This window comes from Pseudalgibacter alginicilyticus (genome assembly GCF_001310225.1).
Lineage (GTDB): Bacteria > Bacteroidota > Bacteroidia > Flavobacteriales > Flavobacteriaceae > Pseudalgibacter > Pseudalgibacter alginicilyticus.
Genome location: NZ_CP012898.1, coordinates 2559445 through 2575432 on the forward strand (window position 1 = coordinate 2559445; position 15988 = coordinate 2575432).

The following is a 15988-nucleotide window of genomic DNA, read 5'->3' on the forward strand; positions in this document are numbered from 1 at the left end:
GCTTTTTTTACTAACTCGAAAAGCAATATCGAAAAAAAACTGCTCTCCCCAGAGCAGTTTTTTATTTTTTAAAAGTTTTTTCTAATTCTTTTAAAATAATTGTTCGTGCTTGGCTTCTCAAGGTTTTAGTATCCTCTGTTTTCAAACCACTTGTTGACAAAAACTTATGAACTTTAACGCGCATTTGTCCTGGACTACCGCTAAAAAAAGTATAAGACAAACGTTTTTTATTATCAGCAAAAGTTAATGGCACTATTGGTATTTGATGGTTAATGGCTAACCTAAAAGCACCATCTTTAAAATCGTCTAAAACAATATGTTCTTCAGGAACCCCTCCTTCAGGAAAAATACAAATACTTAAGCCTGATTTTAGTCTACGCTGTGCTCTTAAAAAAACAGCCTGTCTACTTTTTGGCGAGCTTCTATCTACTAAAATACAAGTACGCTTATAAAAAAACCCAAAAAGTGGAATTTTAGATAATTCTTGTTTTCCAACAAAAACAAAGGGGTTTTTAACCGAAACCAACATTAACATAATATCTGCCATGGATGTATGATTGGCAATAAACATATAGCTTTTGTGCTTTTGAGGTACTTCTTCTCGTTTAATTAGATAATTAAAACCCATGCCAATCAATATAAACTTTGACCAGATTCGAGCTAACCTAAAAAAGTAAGGGTACCAAGATTCTTTTAAAATAGACACCAACAGAATGGGAAACATCACAATAATTGGAATGGCAATAAGGATATAAAACCAAATGCGATAAAATAACCAGAAAATGTACTTGAATAGTTTCATACCCTTCAAAACTACTTAAATTAATGATACTATTCTATTAAAAAATTTACCTTTGTGTTCACAAAAGATCTAAGTTTAATTTTAATGAGATTTCCGCTTTCACAGGAATGACACTATGGCAAGAATATTAACAGGCATACAAAGTACAGGAACACCACATTTAGGGAACATTTTAGGAGCTATTCTTCCAGCTATAAACATGGCTGAAAAACCAGAAAATGATTCCTATTTATTTATCGCGAACCTACACACTTTAACTCAAATTAAAGACGCTGAAGAGTTGCGTACAAACACATATTCAGTTGCTGCCACTTGGTTAGCTTGTGGACTTAATGTTGAAAAAACCGTATTTTACAGACAAAGTGATATTCCTCAAGTTACAGAATTGTCTTGGTATTTAAGCTGTTTTTTTCCTTACCAACGCTTAACATTAGCACATGGTTTTAAAGATAAAGCCGATAGGTTAGAAGATGTAAACTCAGGGTTGTTCACGTATCCAATGCTTATGGCTGCAGACATTTTATTATATGATGCTGAAATTATTCCTGTTGGTAAAGATCAATTACAACATATTGAAATGACACGAGATGTAGCATCTCGTTTTCATGCTAAAATGGGAGAAGTTTTTGTACTACCTGAAGGAAAAATCCAGGAAAATATTATGCTCATCCCAGGTATGGATGGTGAAAAAATGAGTAAAAGTAGAAATAATACTATCAATATCTTCTTAGATAATAAAAAACTGCGCAAGCAAATAATGAGTATCCAAACAGATAGTACCCCTCTTGAAGAACCAAAAGAATGGAAAACTTGCAACTGTTTTGCTATTTATCGCCTATTAGCTGATAACGATCAAATTGAAAGTATGAAAGCCAATTATGAAAATGGCAATTATGGCTACGGACATGCTAAACAAGCTTTATTTGAATTGATAATTGAAAAATTTGCAACGGAACGTGAACGTTATACCTATTATATGAACAACCTACACGAAATTGATAAAGTATTAGCTATAGGTGCTGAAAAAGCAAAATTAGTAGCTAATGAGGTTTTAAAGCGTGTACGAGATAAGGTTGGGTATTAAATTATACAAAATACAGTTAAATAATTTCAAATAATTTACCTGGTAACGGCCTAATAATGCCTTTCAATTCCATATTCAAAAGTACACTTGCTACTTTAAAAATAGGGAGGTTGCAATGTATGGCAATTACATCCAACTGCTCTTTTTCTGATTTTTTCAAATAATTATAAATGATTTTTTCAGTATCATCAAGCTCAACAAACAATTGCTTTTGAATAGCTGGTTTTTGAGTATCTTCCAATTCCCAATTTAAAATATAAGGCACATCCAAAGGGTTAGAAAGCATATGTGCTTTTTGATGTTTGATTAAGTTGTTACACCCAACACTCTGACTATCAGTAGTTCTACCAGGAACGGCAAATACATCACGATTATAAGAGTTAGCAATATCAGCGGTTACCAAACTGCCCCCTTTTTCAGCAGATTCAATAACAATAGTCGCTTCACTTAAACCTGCAATAATTCTATTTCGTTTTAAAAAATTATTCTTATCAAAAGTATCACTACTTAAAAAATCAGTGAAAAAACCCCCATTTTTTTCCATATCAACCATATACTTTTTATGGCTTCTAGGATAAATTTGATTCATGCCATGAGCCAAACAAGCTACAGTTTGCAAATTGTGTTTTACAGCTGCTTTATGTGCTGTAATATCAGTGCCATAAGCAAAGCCTGAAACTATAACAGGATTGTAAATTGCTAATTGTTCAACAAGTTGCTCACAAAAAGCAATACCAGAGGTAGTTATTTTTCGAGCACCAACAATACTGATGATGCGCTCATTTTTTAAATTAATATTACCTGTTTTAAACAATAAAATAGGACCATCAATACAATGTTTTAACTTCTCAGGGTAAGTGGCTTCTAAAAAATATAAGTAATCAATACCATTATCTTTTATAAACCGGATTTCCTTTTCAGCATTTTCAAAATATGTTTTTTCATGTAAGTCTTTTAATACCACACTTCCAATACCATCAATTTTAAGCAAATTTTGTTTCTTTTCATTAAGAACAGCCTCAGCTGTTCCACAATGCGAAATGAGTTTCTTTGCTGTAATATCTCCAATATTTTTTACTTGTTGCAACGCCAAGGTATAAAGCAAATCATTTTCTGTCATCCTATAAATTTGATTTTGAGAAGATAATAAAAAAAATGTTATAATGTTAATAAATAGTTGGATCGAAACGGTTTCTAAAACCTTAATTTTTTAACTTTGTTTTATGCAATTAGAGACTTACATCAGCGATTTATTATATAGATATGACTGTGTTACGATTCCAGAATTTGGAGCGTTTTTAACACAACGAGTACCCGCAACTATTAACGATAGCACCAATATTTTTTATCCTCCCAAAAAACAATTGGCATTTAATGAACAAATCCAAAACAATGATGGACTATTGGCTAATTATATTGCCGATGTTGAAAAAATTCCTTTTGAAATTGCTTTAGAAAAAATTCAAAAGCGAGTTCATATAATAAAAAGCTATCTAACCCAAGGCGAAACCATAACCTTTAATAATGTTGGAGACATAGTTTTAAACAACGAAAGTAAAATTGTATTTGAGCCAACTTACAATTTGAACTATTTAACCGATTCATTTGGTTTATCTGAATTTGCTTCCCCAGCTGTAACTCGTGAAGTTTATAAAGAAACTGTTGAGACTATTGAAAAAGTAGTACCTATAACGATTACTCCAGAAAAACGTGCTTCTGTAAACTCATCAAATACCAAAAAACCATATTTAAGATATGCCGCCGTTGCACTAATTGCGTTAACTTTAGGCGGCTTTACAGCTTCTAATTTTTATGTAAATCAAATAGAAACACATAATCAATTAGCTCAAAAAGAAGCTTCACAACAATTAGAGACCAAAATACAACAAGCCACATTTGTTATTGATAATCCATTACCTGCAATTACTTTAAACGTAACAAAACAAACAGGAAATTATCATATCATTGCTGGAGCTTTTAGAGTTGAAGAAAATTGCTATAAAAAAATAGAGCAATTAAAAGCAGAAGGTTTTAAAGCCCGTAAAATTGGAGTTAATAAATATGGCTTACACGAGGTTGTTTATGCAAGTTATGAAGACCGATTAGAAGCCTTAAAAGCATTACGAGATATTAAAAAAAATCACAATCCAGAAGCTTGGTTAGATGTTAGAAAATTAGATTAAAATATACATTTTTGTCCACTTTAAAATACAGCATAAAAGTCTACATTTTTATGCTGTATTTTTTTGGTTTAAAGTCTAATTTCGAGTGAAAATATGATGTTGTGTTGCCGTAAAATAATCTCTAAAAATATGGTTTAAAATATGGGGATCACTACATGCTTGTACACCTAATAAAGGGTATATTTTAATAATGGCTTCAGTCATTGATTTTACTGAGTTTGAAGCTTCTTCGTGTATATCTTTAATCCACGTTTCAGGCACACTAATTCCAGAATTAATCTTACCTTCTATGTTTAAGGCAAATTGATTAATTTTCTCATATGATTTTTCTAATTCTAAATTCAAAAAATTAAGCTCTGTTTTTTTGGTGAGTACCTGGATAGATTCCTTATAAAAATGAACAGCCATACCAAAATAATTTGCCCACAAAGTTAAATCTGCAAATACTGAAAAATGGACTTTAAAAATTGGGGCGTCATATTCCAATTCATTATAAATAAAACTATTTTTTTCTGAAACCCATTTTTCTTTGACCCTAAAAGAATGGGTAGCCGTTGCTTTTAACCCCATAGTATGCCAATCTTTAATAATTTCCACATCTTCTTTATCAACCACAAATGAGCGAAAAATTTCCGCACCATTTTTGTCTATAATGGCTTTGCCATTTTCTAATAACTTTGCATTTAAAGTAAAATGTGTTAAATAGGGTGCACCTGTGGCATATTTCCATGTTCCAGAAATAATATACCCATCATCTTTTTTTTCAGCAGTGCCAAAAACACCGCCACTACCTCCAAAACAAACAGGTTTTTTAGGGTTTGTAAAAATAGTATCAGCAAACTCTTTTTTTAAATTTCCGAAGAAAAAATTAGCACCACTACAAAGTGTAACAGTCCATCCTAAACTTCCGTCAATCTCTGCTAAAGAGCGTAATTTTCTCAACCCCAATGATAAAGACATTTCTAAACCACCATGTGATTTTGGAATCCATAAATTCCACAGATTTTCATCTGCAACCCAATCCAATACCTCTTTTGGTAATATGTCTTGATTTAAACAAAGCTCTTTAAGTTGCTGCTTGCTGCTCTTTTTTACTTCCATTATTTAGAATTTTTTTCCATTCAATATATCCTGATACAGCCACAATAAATAAGAAAATGGTCAAACCTGCATAAATATATAATCCTTTGTAAATAAGTAACGGTACAGATATAAAATTGCTGATATTTAAGTACACCCAGTTTTCAATTTTACGTTTTGCCATGAGCCACATGCCTGCCCAAGCAAATGCACAAACTATAGCATCCCAATAAGGAACATCAGAATCGGTATGCTGGCCAAGCCAATAAACCATTAGTAGAAAACAACCAATAACAATTCCTATAGCTATTTGATGCTCTTTCCCACTAGAATAAGAAATAGGTGTTTCAGTATTTTTCTTACCCATTTTCCAATAAAACCAGCCATAAATACTCATAACCAAATAATAAAGGTTAAGTAAAATATCAGCATATAAACGCGATACATAAAGCACCCACAGACTTATTAAAATAGAAACGATTCCAAAAAGATAATTATTAATATTATTTTTTCTAGCCAAAAGTACTTGGGTAACACCAAAAAGAGTTCCAATCCATTGCAATACAGTAAGGTGTGTCAATAATTCCATTATCATCTAATATTTTTTAAATATCAAGATGACACAAAATGAAAATACAGTAGTGTATGATCAAAATCCCTACGTTGGCATTATCCAAATCAGGTACGGAGAAAAACTCCTGGGTATCATCTCAGCCCTGTATGTAGAGCACCCCATTTATGTCACAAAGATACGGAAACTATTGTGATTACCGATTAATAAAACAAAGGCTTTTAATTCGCAATCTTTAAAATCTATTATCTTTACCAAATTGTTAAAAATAAAATTAATGCAAGCCAAAACAGCTAAAGAATCTCTTACCGTTTTAACCGATATTGTTTTACCTGGAGAAACCAATCCACTAAATAATCTTTTTGGAGGCGAATTGCTTGCCAGAATGGATCGTGCTGCCAGTATTTCGGCAAGACGACATTGCAATCAAATAGTAGTTACAGCCTCTGTAAATCACGTAGCATTTAACAAAGCAGTACCATTAGGCAGTGTAGTTAGTGTTAAGGCTAAAGTTACAAGAGCTTTTAAAACCTCTATGGAAGTGTTTATTGATGTTTGGGTGGAAGATACTGCCACAGGTGAAAAACTAAAAGCTAATGAAGGCATATATACCTTTGTAGCAGTTGACCATACTGGAAAACCAACAACCTTTGTTCCTGAAGTTATTCCAGAAACTGAAATAGAAAAAGAACGATTTGATGCTGCACTGCGTAGAAAACAATTAAGTTTATTATTAGCAGGAAAAATAAAACCTAATGATGCCTCAGAACTCAAGGCTTTATTTGATTAATTAAACCTTTTTTTAATTTTAAAGTCTTAATAGTAAACTCAAAATAAAATTACTATGAGACTTTTTTTAATTTCATTTTCAGCTATTTGTTTATTAAATTTAACATCATGCGCAACGCGGGTAATTACTAGACCAGCCGCCATAACCGTAGTAAAAACTCCTCCAAGACATTACAAAATCGTAAAGATTAAAGGCAATCAATATTATTCCTGGAATGGGAATTATTACAAAAAAACTCGAAAAGGATATACAATAGTGAGGCTTTAATTATTGATTATAATATACCACATCACATTTTAAAAATCCAAGAAGCTGGATCCTGAGTTTCAACTTCTTTATACATGCTAAAATACAAAATAGTATCACCATTATTTGGACTTGTAAATACCTCGCCAATATCTTGTTTTGTGCTTACTTTATCACCCTCTTTAACAAATACAGATTTTAAATTTTTGTAAGCTGTAATATAATTTCCATGACGAATCATTACAATGGCATTTGCATTTTTTATAACTACTACACGAGTAACTTCTCCATTAAAAACAGCTCTTACTTTAGCCCCTTTTTCAGTGGCAATTCGAACACCATTACTTTTAATGGTTAATGATTTATTAACGGGGTGCCGTTGTGTACCATATTTTACGGTAACATAACCCTTTTCAACTGGCCATGGCAATTTGCCTTTATTAGAAGCAAAACTGGAAGCCAAAACTTTTTCTTCTGCAGTTAAAGAAAAACTGGAGGCACTTGATGTAGAAGTTGTAGCCACAGCACCCGTTTTTTTCTTTGACTTTGCAATTTCTGCTCTAATAATATCATTTATCTGCTTATCAATTCTATCTGCCTCTTGCTGCTTCGTTTTAATTTGTAATGCGTAAGTATTTAAGTTCTTATTGATAAATGCCACAATTTCCTGATGTTCTTTTCGCTCTTTTTCTAAAACTTTTTGCGATTCTCTATTTTCAGCAATCAGTTTATTTTTAATCTCTTGCTGTTTTAATAAATCTTGGTTAATTTTTTGGAGTTCTATCGTTTTAGCTTTTATATCTTCACCTTGCTGCTTTTGATGATCCGAATACTGTTTGATGTATTGCAAACGCTTGTAGGCCTGCTTAAAATCATCTGAAGACAACAAAAACATGATTCTACTTTGCTCATTTTTGCTTTTATAAGACTTTACAATCATAGCAGCATAATCTTCTTTAAGCTGCGCTAATTCAGTTCGGAGATCCGATATTTTTTTTTGGTTATTATTAATTTCTCTAGTCAGTAAATTGGCTTGTTGATTGGTGATTTTTATTAAGTTACCAAGCACACTAATTTTATAATTGAAACTTTCAATTAGCGATAATTGTGATTTTTGCTTAGATTTATTTTCGGCTTGTAGTTGGTTAATTTTATTAATTTCTCGACGTAATTCTTGTCGGCGTTCTTCCAACTGCTGTTGTTTATCACTTTGTGAAAAACCAACCATACTGCTCAATAAGAATACAGTTAATAATAAGAGTTTATATGTTACTTTTATGGGCATTTATTTAAGCTCAATACGTTTATATCCTGAAGGTATACTAAATGGAAACCTCAAATCTTCGTTCAAAGATACAGCTTTAAATTCCAGTTGAATAATCATTTCTTCAGTGCCCTCTACTGCAATTACTTTTATTTTTTCAGGTATAGTTTGTTTATCTACTTCTTGATGCGATAAATAATCTATCTGTAAATGCCTAAAGGTTTCTGACTGCGTAATTTGTTGCGATTTCAATTTAAAAATAGTAGGGTCTAAAATTAAAAACAGCTCATAAAGTGCTGATTGATTTTTAGGTTGAAGTAAGTAAGCATCATCATGAACAGAAGCTTTATAATTTCCATCATTTAAATTATATAAAGCCTCACCAATGAGTAAATTTTGAACTTTTTCAAAATCTAATTCTGTACCCAATAAATCACTTAAGTATTTAAAATTACCTTCAAAATAAGTGCCATCTAACTTATTATAAAAACTTACTTTGTCTGGTGTAATTAAAGCTTTTACCACAGAAATGGGTGTGGACATTAACAAAATATTCCTATCCTTTTCCATGCGCATATTCACCGTATAACCGCTTTGCTTTTCTCCCTCAGCAATATCAATTTTAACTCTTGAGGAAAGCATTTTAAAATCGGGAGTCAGCTTTAAATGTTCTTTTAGAACTTGTTTAGTCGATAAGTTTAAATTCTTTTCTCCATAGCTAATGGTTCTTGAAGATTTACAACCTAAAGTTAGAACCATAAAACTTATTATAATGAGGAATGTGGGGCGTATTGTATTCAAATTTTTATTTAAAATATTAATTAGATTGTACTATTTTATTAGCCTTATCTGCAAACAATTTAGCCTTTATGGTATTGTTTAGTTGGGTATATGCAGCACTTAATTGATTATAAAAATCAGCTTCCATCTTAGGGTCATCAATAATATAATCCAATCCCATTTCTAAAGAATTAATAGCCTTTTTAGCTTCTTGTTTCTGATTTAAAGCCACTCCGTTAATAAGGTAAAAAATAGGCTGTGATGGAAATTTCTGTAGTGCCTTATCGCTTTTTTCCAAAGCCAAATCATATTGATTCAAATCTATATGCAATAGCATAACATTGCGTAAAGCTGCAAAATTATCAGGTTGTATTTTTAAAGCGGTTTCAAAATAGTGTAAAGCCTTGGATTTATCTCCAGTTTTTAAATAATATTGAGCTAATTCCAATAATGTTTTTTCATTGTTGGTGTCTTCAACTAAAGTTGTAGCTTCTATCAAATCAGCTTCGTATTCTGGATTTTCAGAAACAAAATTTACAAAATCCAACAATACTTTTTGTTTGGCATCTGGTCTTATCTGGGAGCTTTTAATCACTATTTTCATAGACTCAATAGCCTTATCGATATCGTTAGCATCTAAATAAAACTTATACAAGGCTAAATGTACAATTTGAGAATCGGGATTGATTTTTAAAAGTTCCTTTGCGGTTTCAAAAGCTTTTGCGGTTTCATTGTTTTCGCTATAGCGAAAAATAAGTGCCAAATAATTAGACTCTTTATCTGGGTTACTATCAATACGTTCTTCAAGGTTTTCAATCTGTTCCTTTTTTCTTCCAGTAACCTCGTATATTTGATTTCGCATCATATCTCTTGACACTGAAATTCCGAATTCGGTATCCATACTGTCTAAAACCTCCAAGGCCTCGTCATATTTTTTAGTTCTAAAGTAAAGAGACGCCAAGTCTTCTTTATAATCTGGGTGGTATTGTACCAACTGTTTTACGGTTTTAATGGCTTTATCGTAATCATCCTGCGATGCGTAATATGCATACAACTCATCTAAATACCATTCATTATCAGGTTCTAATTTTACAGCTTCTTTTAGAGCATCTTCAGCACTGCCAAAATTTTTAAGCTGCACATAATTTTTACCTAATTCAAAGTGTATTACAGGTACCGTTTTGTCTATATCTATACATTTTAAAAGAGCTTCAGCAGCCCTGTCATAATTCTCAATACTTTTTTGTTTTAAAGCTTCAAAAAAGAGTTCTTGAAAAGCATCTTCATTATTACCTAAATCGTCATCTGGTTTTTTATTAAAATCTACTTGCGCATAGTTTAACTGCGGTACCATTAACAGTCCGAAGAAAAAAAGAAACATGTAGATTTTATTTTTCATTGATATTAATTATGTGATGTTTCAACAAACTGAGCATCACAAATAGGTTTAAATTTTGTTCCAAAGTATGTTTGATGAGATTCCTACTTTTACAGGATTCTATTCTAAAACAGAATAATCACCAATACTTACTGCCTTAAAATTTCCATCATATTTTACATGATTTCCTATCATGGCATTATCTAAATCAGCATTTTTAATACTTGTGTTGGTTTGAATCAAACTATTTTTAATAGTTGTATTTTCAATAATACTATCATTCCCAATAGATACAAAAGGCCCCACGGTTGTATTTTTAAGTACCACATTTTCACCAATAAAACAAGGTTCAATTATTTTAGAGTTTTCTAATTTTACTGAAGAAGCCACCAATTGTTCTTCAGAATCAGCATTTAAAAAACCCAGCATGCGTTGGTTGGTTTCTATGGTAATTTCTTTATTTCCACAGTCCATCCACTCATCTACCGTACCCGTTTTAAACACTTTACCGTCTGCCATCATACGTTTAATACCATCATTTATTTGATATTCGCCACCATTCATAACGTTTTCATCAAGAATTTCTTGTAATTTTCCTTTTAAAACTGCTACATCTTTAAAATAATAAATACCAATTACGGCTTGGTCGCTTACAAAATTTTTTGGTTTTTCAACCAGTTCTACAATTTCTTGACTGGCATTTAATTTTACAACACCATAAGCTTCTGGATTTTTCACTTGTTTGGTCCAAATAACACTATCTGCTACTGAATCTAAATCAAATTCTGCCCGAATTAATGTGTCTGCATAAGCTATGACTGCTGGTCCTGATAAAGATGGTTTGGCACACATAATAGCGTGGCCTGTTCCTAAAGGCAAATCTTGACGGTATATGGAGGCTTTAGCGCCTAAACTTTTAGCTAAGTTTTCCAAACTTGACACCACATCATCACCAAACCAAGCAGGGTCTCCTAATACAAAAGCTATTTCTTCAATGGGTTGTTTTAAAACTTTGGCAATGTCTTTTACCAAACGATGAACAATTGGTTGTCCTGCTACTGGAATTAATGGTTTTGGAACAGTTAAACTGTGTGGACGTAAACGAGAACCTCGTCCTGCCATTGGTACTATTATTTTCATTTTTTATATTTTGTCATCCTCATGAAAGAGGACATTTTTTTAATCAAAAATTTTTACACGTAGCCGCCTAATTATTTTACACCTGTGCTACCAAATCCTCCTGAACCTCTATCTGTTTCAGATAAAGTCTCAACTGCAACCCATTCAGCGCGTTCGTGTTTAGCGATAACTAATTGTGCTATACGTTCGCCACTTTCAATAACAAAATTATCATGTGATAAATTAACTAAAATCACCCCTATTTCACCCCTATAATCGGCATCAATAGTTCCAGGTGCATTTAAAACGGTAATACCTTTTTTTGCTGCCAATCCACTTCTTGGACGCACTTGTGCCTCAACACCTATTGGCAATTCAATAAACAAACCTGTTTTTACGATAGTTCGTTCTAAAGGTCTCAAAGTAATTGATTTTGATAAGTTAGCTCGTAAATCCATACCTGCTGAAGCTATGGTTTCATAATTTGGTAAAGCATGACTTGATTTGTTTATAATTTTTATTTGCATTTTATTTTTTTAAAAGCTGTTTTATTTCGTTTTTTTCTGATATAAAAATGATTCCCAAAAATACTAAAACAATTACTGTACTTATGTAATAATTAGTATTAAATCTATAATATGAAATAGCAGACAATAGAATGGCCAAGCCTAAGTAGCTTCCTATTTTTATTACATCATAAGGCACAGGGTAATGTTTTTTTCCTAAAGTATATGATATCATCATCATAGAAGCATAGGCTGCCAATGTTGCCCAAGCTGATGCCATAAAACCTATTCTTTCAATCATTAAATAATTAAAAACAATGGTAATAAAGGCACCTATTATAGAAATATACATACCAAATCTCGTTTTATCAGTCAACTTATACCAAATGGCCAAATTGAAATATATACCTAAACATAAATTAGCCAACAATACTACCGGTACTATTTCTATTGCGACCCAATACGATTCATCTCTTACAATGAGTTCTTTGAAAATATTGAGATAGGCCACAATACCAACCATCATTAAACTACCACAGATTACAAAATACTTCATAATAACAGCATAGGTTTTTTGAGCATTTTTTTCTTTTGCATAATTAAAAAAGAAAGGCTCTGCACCCAAACGAAATGCTTGAATAAAAATAGTCATGAATACAGCTATTTTATAACAACCACTATATGCACCATTTATATCCTTTCCTAAAACAGTTGGCAATAACCATTTGTCAAAATTTTCATTAATTACATACGCCAAACCTGCAACCATAATAGGCCAACCATAACTAAATAACTGCTTAAATATTTTGATACTAAATTCAAGTTTTGTTTTAAAAAAATAAGGGGATAGTAATAACAATGTTGTTATACTAGCTGTTAAATTTGATATGAAAATATATTTAACTAAATCATTACTATCATAATTAGAAAATGACATACCAAACTTAGGAATGGCCCACAGAAAGAAAAAATTAAGCAGTACATAAACTGCTATATTAGAAAGTTTAATAGCCGTAAATTTGATTGGCCTACCTGTTGCTCTTAAATAAGCAAACGGAGCTACAACAAGTGCATCTAAAGCTAAAACACCAACTAATAAATTAAAGTAATTTGTATCTAAATTAACCAATGCAGCCAGTTGCGTACTATACGAAACTACAGGTACTAAAAATAATAGGGTGGTAACTACTAAACTGATAAAAACTGTTGAAAATACTTTACCTTTTTCTTCACTCTTACTGAAAAACCTAAAGAAAGCTGTTTCCATACCATAGGTTAGCAAGACATTAAAGAATGCTGCATAAATATAAAAGGTCGTATTATCAGAATAACTTGATGTGTTTAATTTTTCTGTGTGAAGTGGTACTAAAACAAAATTCATAAGTCTTGGCAAAACAGTTGCCAATCCATAAATGATGGTGTCTTTAAAAAACTTTTTTAATGTACCCAAAGAATTGTTTTTATTTGGTTAAAATTAAGGTTTTTATAACAAAAAAACCTAACTCGCTAAAGTTAGGTTTATAATTTATTTAAATGAACACTTTGTTAAAACTTTGTTTTATACTTACAATAAAAATATAATTTTATTTCAGCAATGCAAAAATAACAAACTCATTAATTATTTAAGGCTTCAGCACCACCAACAATCTCTAAAATTTCATTAGTAATTGCAGCTTGACGAGCTTTATTGTATGTTAATGTAAGTTGATTTTTTAACTCTGTTGCATTATCGGTTGCTTTATGCATAGCAGTCATACGTGCACCGTGTTCACTAGCAAAAGAATCTCTAATACTTTTATACAATTGTGTTTTTAAAGATTTAGGAATTAATTGCTCAACAATTTCTAATTTTGAAGGTTCAAAAAGATAATCCGCATTGTTATTTATTTCACCCGCCATCGGAACTATTGGTAAAAACTGCTCAGTCATCACAATTTGAGTTGCTGCATTTTTAAACTTGTTATAAACAATTTCAATTTTATCAAATTCGCCAGCAACAAATTTTTCCATTAAAAATTCAGCAATTTCAGCAACATTCTCAAAAGTTAAATCATCATAAAGGTCACTCTTATTAGCTATAATTCTATTAGATTTTTTAAAAGCATCATTTGCTTTTTTTCCAATAACTAAATAAGAAACCTCTTGGCTTGCATACGTTTGAGATGTTAACCTATTAACTTCTTTAATAATGTTTGAATTAAAAGCACCTGCTAAACCTCTATTTGAAGTAATAGCTACAATAAGGACTTTTTTTAATTCACGTTGTTCAGAATACTGACTTCCAGTATCTGCATCTAAAGTTGCACTTAAACTTTGTAAAAGCTCGGTTAACTTATCTGCATAAGGACGCATAGCGGTAATAGCATCTTGGGCTTTCTTTAACTTAGCAGCTGATACCATTTTCATGGCACTGGTTATCTGCATGGTTGAAGATACCGATGATATTCTGTTACGTATTTCTTTTAGATTTGCCATTCTTTATTTTTATAAAGACTCTTCGACTAAGCTCCGAGTGACATTAATTTTTTATTTAAAATTTAAAGTTACCATCACTTTAAACTCTGAATTTTAAGCTTTATATTTCCCTGATAAATCCTTAGCTACAGCTGTTAGTGTATCTATAACCTCATCAGTTAATTTTCCTGCTTTTAAAGTATTTAGTACATCTGCATGTTTTGCTCTTAAGAATTCAATGAAATCACTTTCAAATTCTTTTACTTTCTCAACAGGCACATCTCTTAATAAATTTTTAGATCCAGCGTAAATAATAGCTACTTGATCTTCAACTTTAAAAGGATCATTTTGTGCTTGTTTTAAAATCTCTACATTACGCTTTCCTTTGTTGATTACGTTTAATGTAACAGCATCTAAATCTGAACCAAACTTAGCAAAGGCCTCTAATTCACGGAACTGAGCTTGGTCTAACTTTAAGGTACCTGATACCTTTTTCATGGATTTAATTTGAGCATTACCACCTACACGAGATACCGAAATACCTACGTTAATAGCTGGACGAACACCAGAGTTAAATAAATCTCCATCTAAGAAAATTTGTCCATCAGTAATAGAAATAACGTTTGTTGGAATATATGCAGAAACGTCACCCGCTTGTGTTTCAATAATTGGTAATGCTGTTAATGAACCACCACCTTTTACAATTCCCTTAAGTGAATTAGGAAGGTCATTCATTTCCTTAGCAATATCATCATTATTAATAACTTTAGCTGAACGTTCTAATAAACGAGAGTGAAGATAGAAAACGTCACCTGGATACGCCTCACGTCCTGGTGGACGACGCAATAATAAAGATACCTCACGGTATGCAACTGCTTGTTTAGATAAATCATCATAAACAATTAAAGCTGGACGACCAGTATCTCTAAAATATTCTCCAATGGAAGCACCTGTAAAAGGAGCATACACTTGCATGGCAGCAGGGTCGGAAGCATTTGCGGCAACTATAGTTGTATAAGCCAATGCTCCTTTTTCTTCTAACGTTTTAGCAATTAAAGCTACTGTTGAAGCTTTTTGTCCAACAGCAACATATATACAATATACAGGCTCACCTGCATCATAAAATTCTTTTTGATTTAAGATGGTATCAATACAAACAGCTGTTTTACCAGTTTGACGGTCACCAATAACCAACTCCCGTTGTCCTCTACCAACTGGAATCATAGCGTCAATAGCTTTAACTCCTGTTTGCAATGGTTCAGTTACTGGCTCACGAAAAATAACTCCAGGTGCTTTACGCTCCAAAGGCATTTCATAAGTTTCCCCTGTAATAGGTCCTTTTCCATCAATAGGATTTCCTAGAGTATCTACAACACGACCAACAATACCTTCTCCTACTTTAACAGAAGCAATACGAGACGTACGTTTTACAATAGAACCCTCTTTAACACCTATAGAAGTACCTAATAATACGATACCAACATTATCTTCTTCAAGGTTAAGTACAATACCTTCAGCACCACCTTCAAATTCTACTAACTCACCATACTGTGCATTAGCTAATCCGTAAGCACGTACAATACCGTCACCTACTGTTAATACAGTTCCTACTTCGTCTAATGAAGCACTTGCCTCAAAGCCTGAAAGTTGTTTTTTTAAGATTGCTGATATTTCAGCTGGTTTTACTTCTGCCATCTTTATTTGATTTTTGCTTAAATTGTCGTTTCGACT

16 protein-coding genes are annotated in these 15988 nt (G+C 32.0%); 4 read left to right on the forward strand and 12 right to left on the reverse strand.

Annotated elements, in window-relative coordinates; genetic code table 11:
- Positions 1 to 61: 61 nt before the first annotated feature.
- Entirely contained in the window at positions 62 to 802 is a 741-nt protein-coding gene (locus APS56_RS10590; protein ID WP_054727896.1) for a lysophospholipid acyltransferase family protein, read from the reverse strand.
- Between the two features lie 115 nt (positions 803 to 917).
- Here APS56_RS10590 and trpS point away from each other — a divergent pair, with 115 nt between their 5' ends.
- Complete coding sequence (trpS, locus tag APS56_RS10595) at positions 918 to 1886, forward strand: tryptophan--tRNA ligase (RefSeq protein WP_054727898.1); 969 nt, start codon at positions 918 to 920, stop codon at positions 1884 to 1886.
- A 16-nt stretch (positions 1887 to 1902) separates the two neighbouring features.
- Here the strand turns inward: trpS and dprA are convergent, their stop codons facing one another.
- Positions 1903 to 3006 carry a DNA-processing protein DprA gene (gene dprA, locus APS56_RS10600; protein ID WP_054727900.1) on the reverse strand — a complete coding sequence of 368 codons (1104 nt, stop codon included), beginning with the start codon at positions 3004 to 3006 and terminating at the stop codon, positions 1903 to 1905.
- A gap of 103 nt (positions 3007 to 3109) precedes the next feature.
- On the opposite strand from dprA, the gene APS56_RS10605 reads away from it, so the two are divergent.
- Entirely contained in the window at positions 3110 to 4069 is a 960-nt protein-coding gene (locus APS56_RS10605) for an HU domain-containing protein (protein WP_054727903.1), read from the forward strand.
- Between the two features lie 75 nt (positions 4070 to 4144).
- On the opposite strand, the gene APS56_RS10610 is transcribed toward APS56_RS10605, so the two are convergent.
- On the reverse strand, positions 4145 to 5170 hold the full coding sequence (locus tag APS56_RS10610) for an acyl-CoA dehydrogenase family protein (protein ID WP_054727904.1): 1026 nt from the start codon (positions 5168 to 5170) through the stop codon (positions 4145 to 4147).
- Positions 5136 to 5744, reverse strand: coding sequence for a nicotinamide riboside transporter PnuC (gene pnuC, locus APS56_RS10615; RefSeq protein ID WP_054727906.1), 609 nt, complete (start codon positions 5742 to 5744; stop codon positions 5136 to 5138). The genes APS56_RS10610 and pnuC overlap by 35 nt, the downstream gene beginning before the upstream one ends.
- Positions 5745 to 5997: 253 nt before the next feature.
- Between pnuC and APS56_RS10620 the strand changes: the two genes are divergently transcribed.
- Entirely contained in the window at positions 5998 to 6510 is a 513-nt protein-coding gene (locus APS56_RS10620) for an acyl-CoA thioesterase (protein ID WP_054727908.1), read from the forward strand.
- Positions 6511 to 6564: 54 nt separating this feature from the next.
- On the forward strand, positions 6565 to 6777 hold the full coding sequence (locus APS56_RS17250) for a DUF6515 family protein (RefSeq protein ID WP_082379333.1): 213 nt from the start codon (positions 6565 to 6567) through the stop codon (positions 6775 to 6777).
- A 22-nt stretch (positions 6778 to 6799) separates the two neighbouring features.
- Here APS56_RS17250 and APS56_RS10625 read toward each other — a convergent pair whose 3' ends face one another.
- The 8 genes from APS56_RS10625 to atpA all read right to left on the reverse strand — a co-directional run bounded on the left by APS56_RS10625 (position 6800) and on the right by atpA (position 15952).
- Positions 6800 to 8041, reverse strand: coding sequence for a murein hydrolase activator EnvC family protein (locus APS56_RS10625; protein ID WP_054727910.1), 1242 nt, complete (start codon positions 8039 to 8041; stop codon positions 6800 to 6802).
- Entirely contained in the window at positions 8042 to 8821 is a 780-nt protein-coding gene (gene lolB1 / locus APS56_RS10630; RefSeq protein ID WP_489884301.1) for a lipoprotein insertase outer membrane protein LolB1, read from the reverse strand.
- A 16-nt stretch (positions 8822 to 8837) separates the two neighbouring features.
- Positions 8838 to 10199 carry a tetratricopeptide repeat protein gene (locus APS56_RS10635; RefSeq protein WP_054727915.1) on the reverse strand — a complete coding sequence of 454 codons (1362 nt, stop codon included), beginning with the start codon at positions 10197 to 10199 and terminating at the stop codon, positions 8838 to 8840.
- A 99-nt stretch (positions 10200 to 10298) separates the two neighbouring features.
- Positions 10299 to 11318, reverse strand: a complete 1020-nt coding sequence (locus tag APS56_RS10640) for a sugar phosphate nucleotidyltransferase (RefSeq protein ID WP_054727917.1) — start codon at positions 11316 to 11318, stop codon at positions 10299 to 10301.
- Between the two features lie 71 nt (positions 11319 to 11389).
- Positions 11390 to 11824 (reverse strand): dUTP diphosphatase, encoded by a 435-nt coding sequence (gene dut, locus APS56_RS10645; RefSeq protein ID WP_054727919.1) that lies wholly within the window; start codon positions 11822 to 11824, stop codon positions 11390 to 11392.
- A gap of 1 nt (position 11825) precedes the next feature.
- Complete coding sequence (locus APS56_RS10650) at positions 11826 to 13253, reverse strand: oligosaccharide flippase family protein (protein WP_054727921.1); 1428 nt, start codon at positions 13251 to 13253, stop codon at positions 11826 to 11828.
- 164 nt (positions 13254 to 13417) lie between these two features.
- Positions 13418 to 14278: an ATP synthase F1 subunit gamma gene (atpG, locus tag APS56_RS10655; protein WP_054727923.1), complete on the reverse strand. Its 861-nt coding sequence runs from the start codon at positions 14276 to 14278 to the stop codon at positions 13418 to 13420.
- 93 nt (positions 14279 to 14371) lie between these two features.
- On the reverse strand, positions 14372 to 15952 hold the full coding sequence (atpA, locus tag APS56_RS10660; protein WP_054727925.1) for a F0F1 ATP synthase subunit alpha: 1581 nt from the start codon (positions 15950 to 15952) through the stop codon (positions 14372 to 14374).
- Positions 15953 to 15988: the final 36 nt, after the last annotated feature.

Coding starts and splice junctions, on each gene's coding strand:
- atpG (WP_054727923.1), bottom strand. CDS start 14,278: ATGGCAAATCTAAAAGAAATACGTAACAGAATATCATCGGTATCTTCA.
- dut (WP_054727919.1), bottom strand. CDS start 11,824: ATGCAAATAAAAATTATAAACAAATCAAGTCATGCTTTACCAAATTAT.
- APS56_RS10635 (WP_054727915.1), bottom strand. CDS start 10,199: ATGAAAAATAAAATCTACATGTTTCTTTTTTTCTTCGGACTGTTAATG.
- dprA (WP_054727900.1), bottom strand. CDS start 3,006: ATGACAGAAAATGATTTGCTTTATACCTTGGCGTTGCAACAAGTAAAA.
- APS56_RS10625 (WP_054727910.1), bottom strand. CDS start 8,041: ATGCCCATAAAAGTAACATATAAACTCTTATTATTAACTGTATTCTTA.
- atpA (WP_054727925.1), bottom strand. CDS start 15,952: ATGGCAGAAGTAAAACCAGCTGAAATATCAGCAATCTTAAAAAAACAA.
- APS56_RS17250 (WP_082379333.1), top strand. CDS start 6,565: ATGAGACTTTTTTTAATTTCATTTTCAGCTATTTGTTTATTAAATTTA.
- APS56_RS10610 (WP_054727904.1), bottom strand. CDS start 5,170: ATGGAAGTAAAAAAGAGCAGCAAGCAGCAACTTAAAGAGCTTTGTTTA.
- APS56_RS10590 (WP_054727896.1), bottom strand. CDS start 802: ATGAAACTATTCAAGTACATTTTCTGGTTATTTTATCGCATTTGGTTT.
- trpS (WP_054727898.1), top strand. CDS start 918: ATGGCAAGAATATTAACAGGCATACAAAGTACAGGAACACCACATTTA.
- pnuC (WP_054727906.1), bottom strand. CDS start 5,744: ATGATAATGGAATTATTGACACACCTTACTGTATTGCAATGGATTGGA.
- APS56_RS10605 (WP_054727903.1), top strand. CDS start 3,110: ATGCAATTAGAGACTTACATCAGCGATTTATTATATAGATATGACTGT.
- APS56_RS10620 (WP_054727908.1), top strand. CDS start 5,998: ATGCAAGCCAAAACAGCTAAAGAATCTCTTACCGTTTTAACCGATATT.
- APS56_RS10640 (WP_054727917.1), bottom strand. CDS start 11,318: ATGAAAATAATAGTACCAATGGCAGGACGAGGTTCTCGTTTACGTCCA.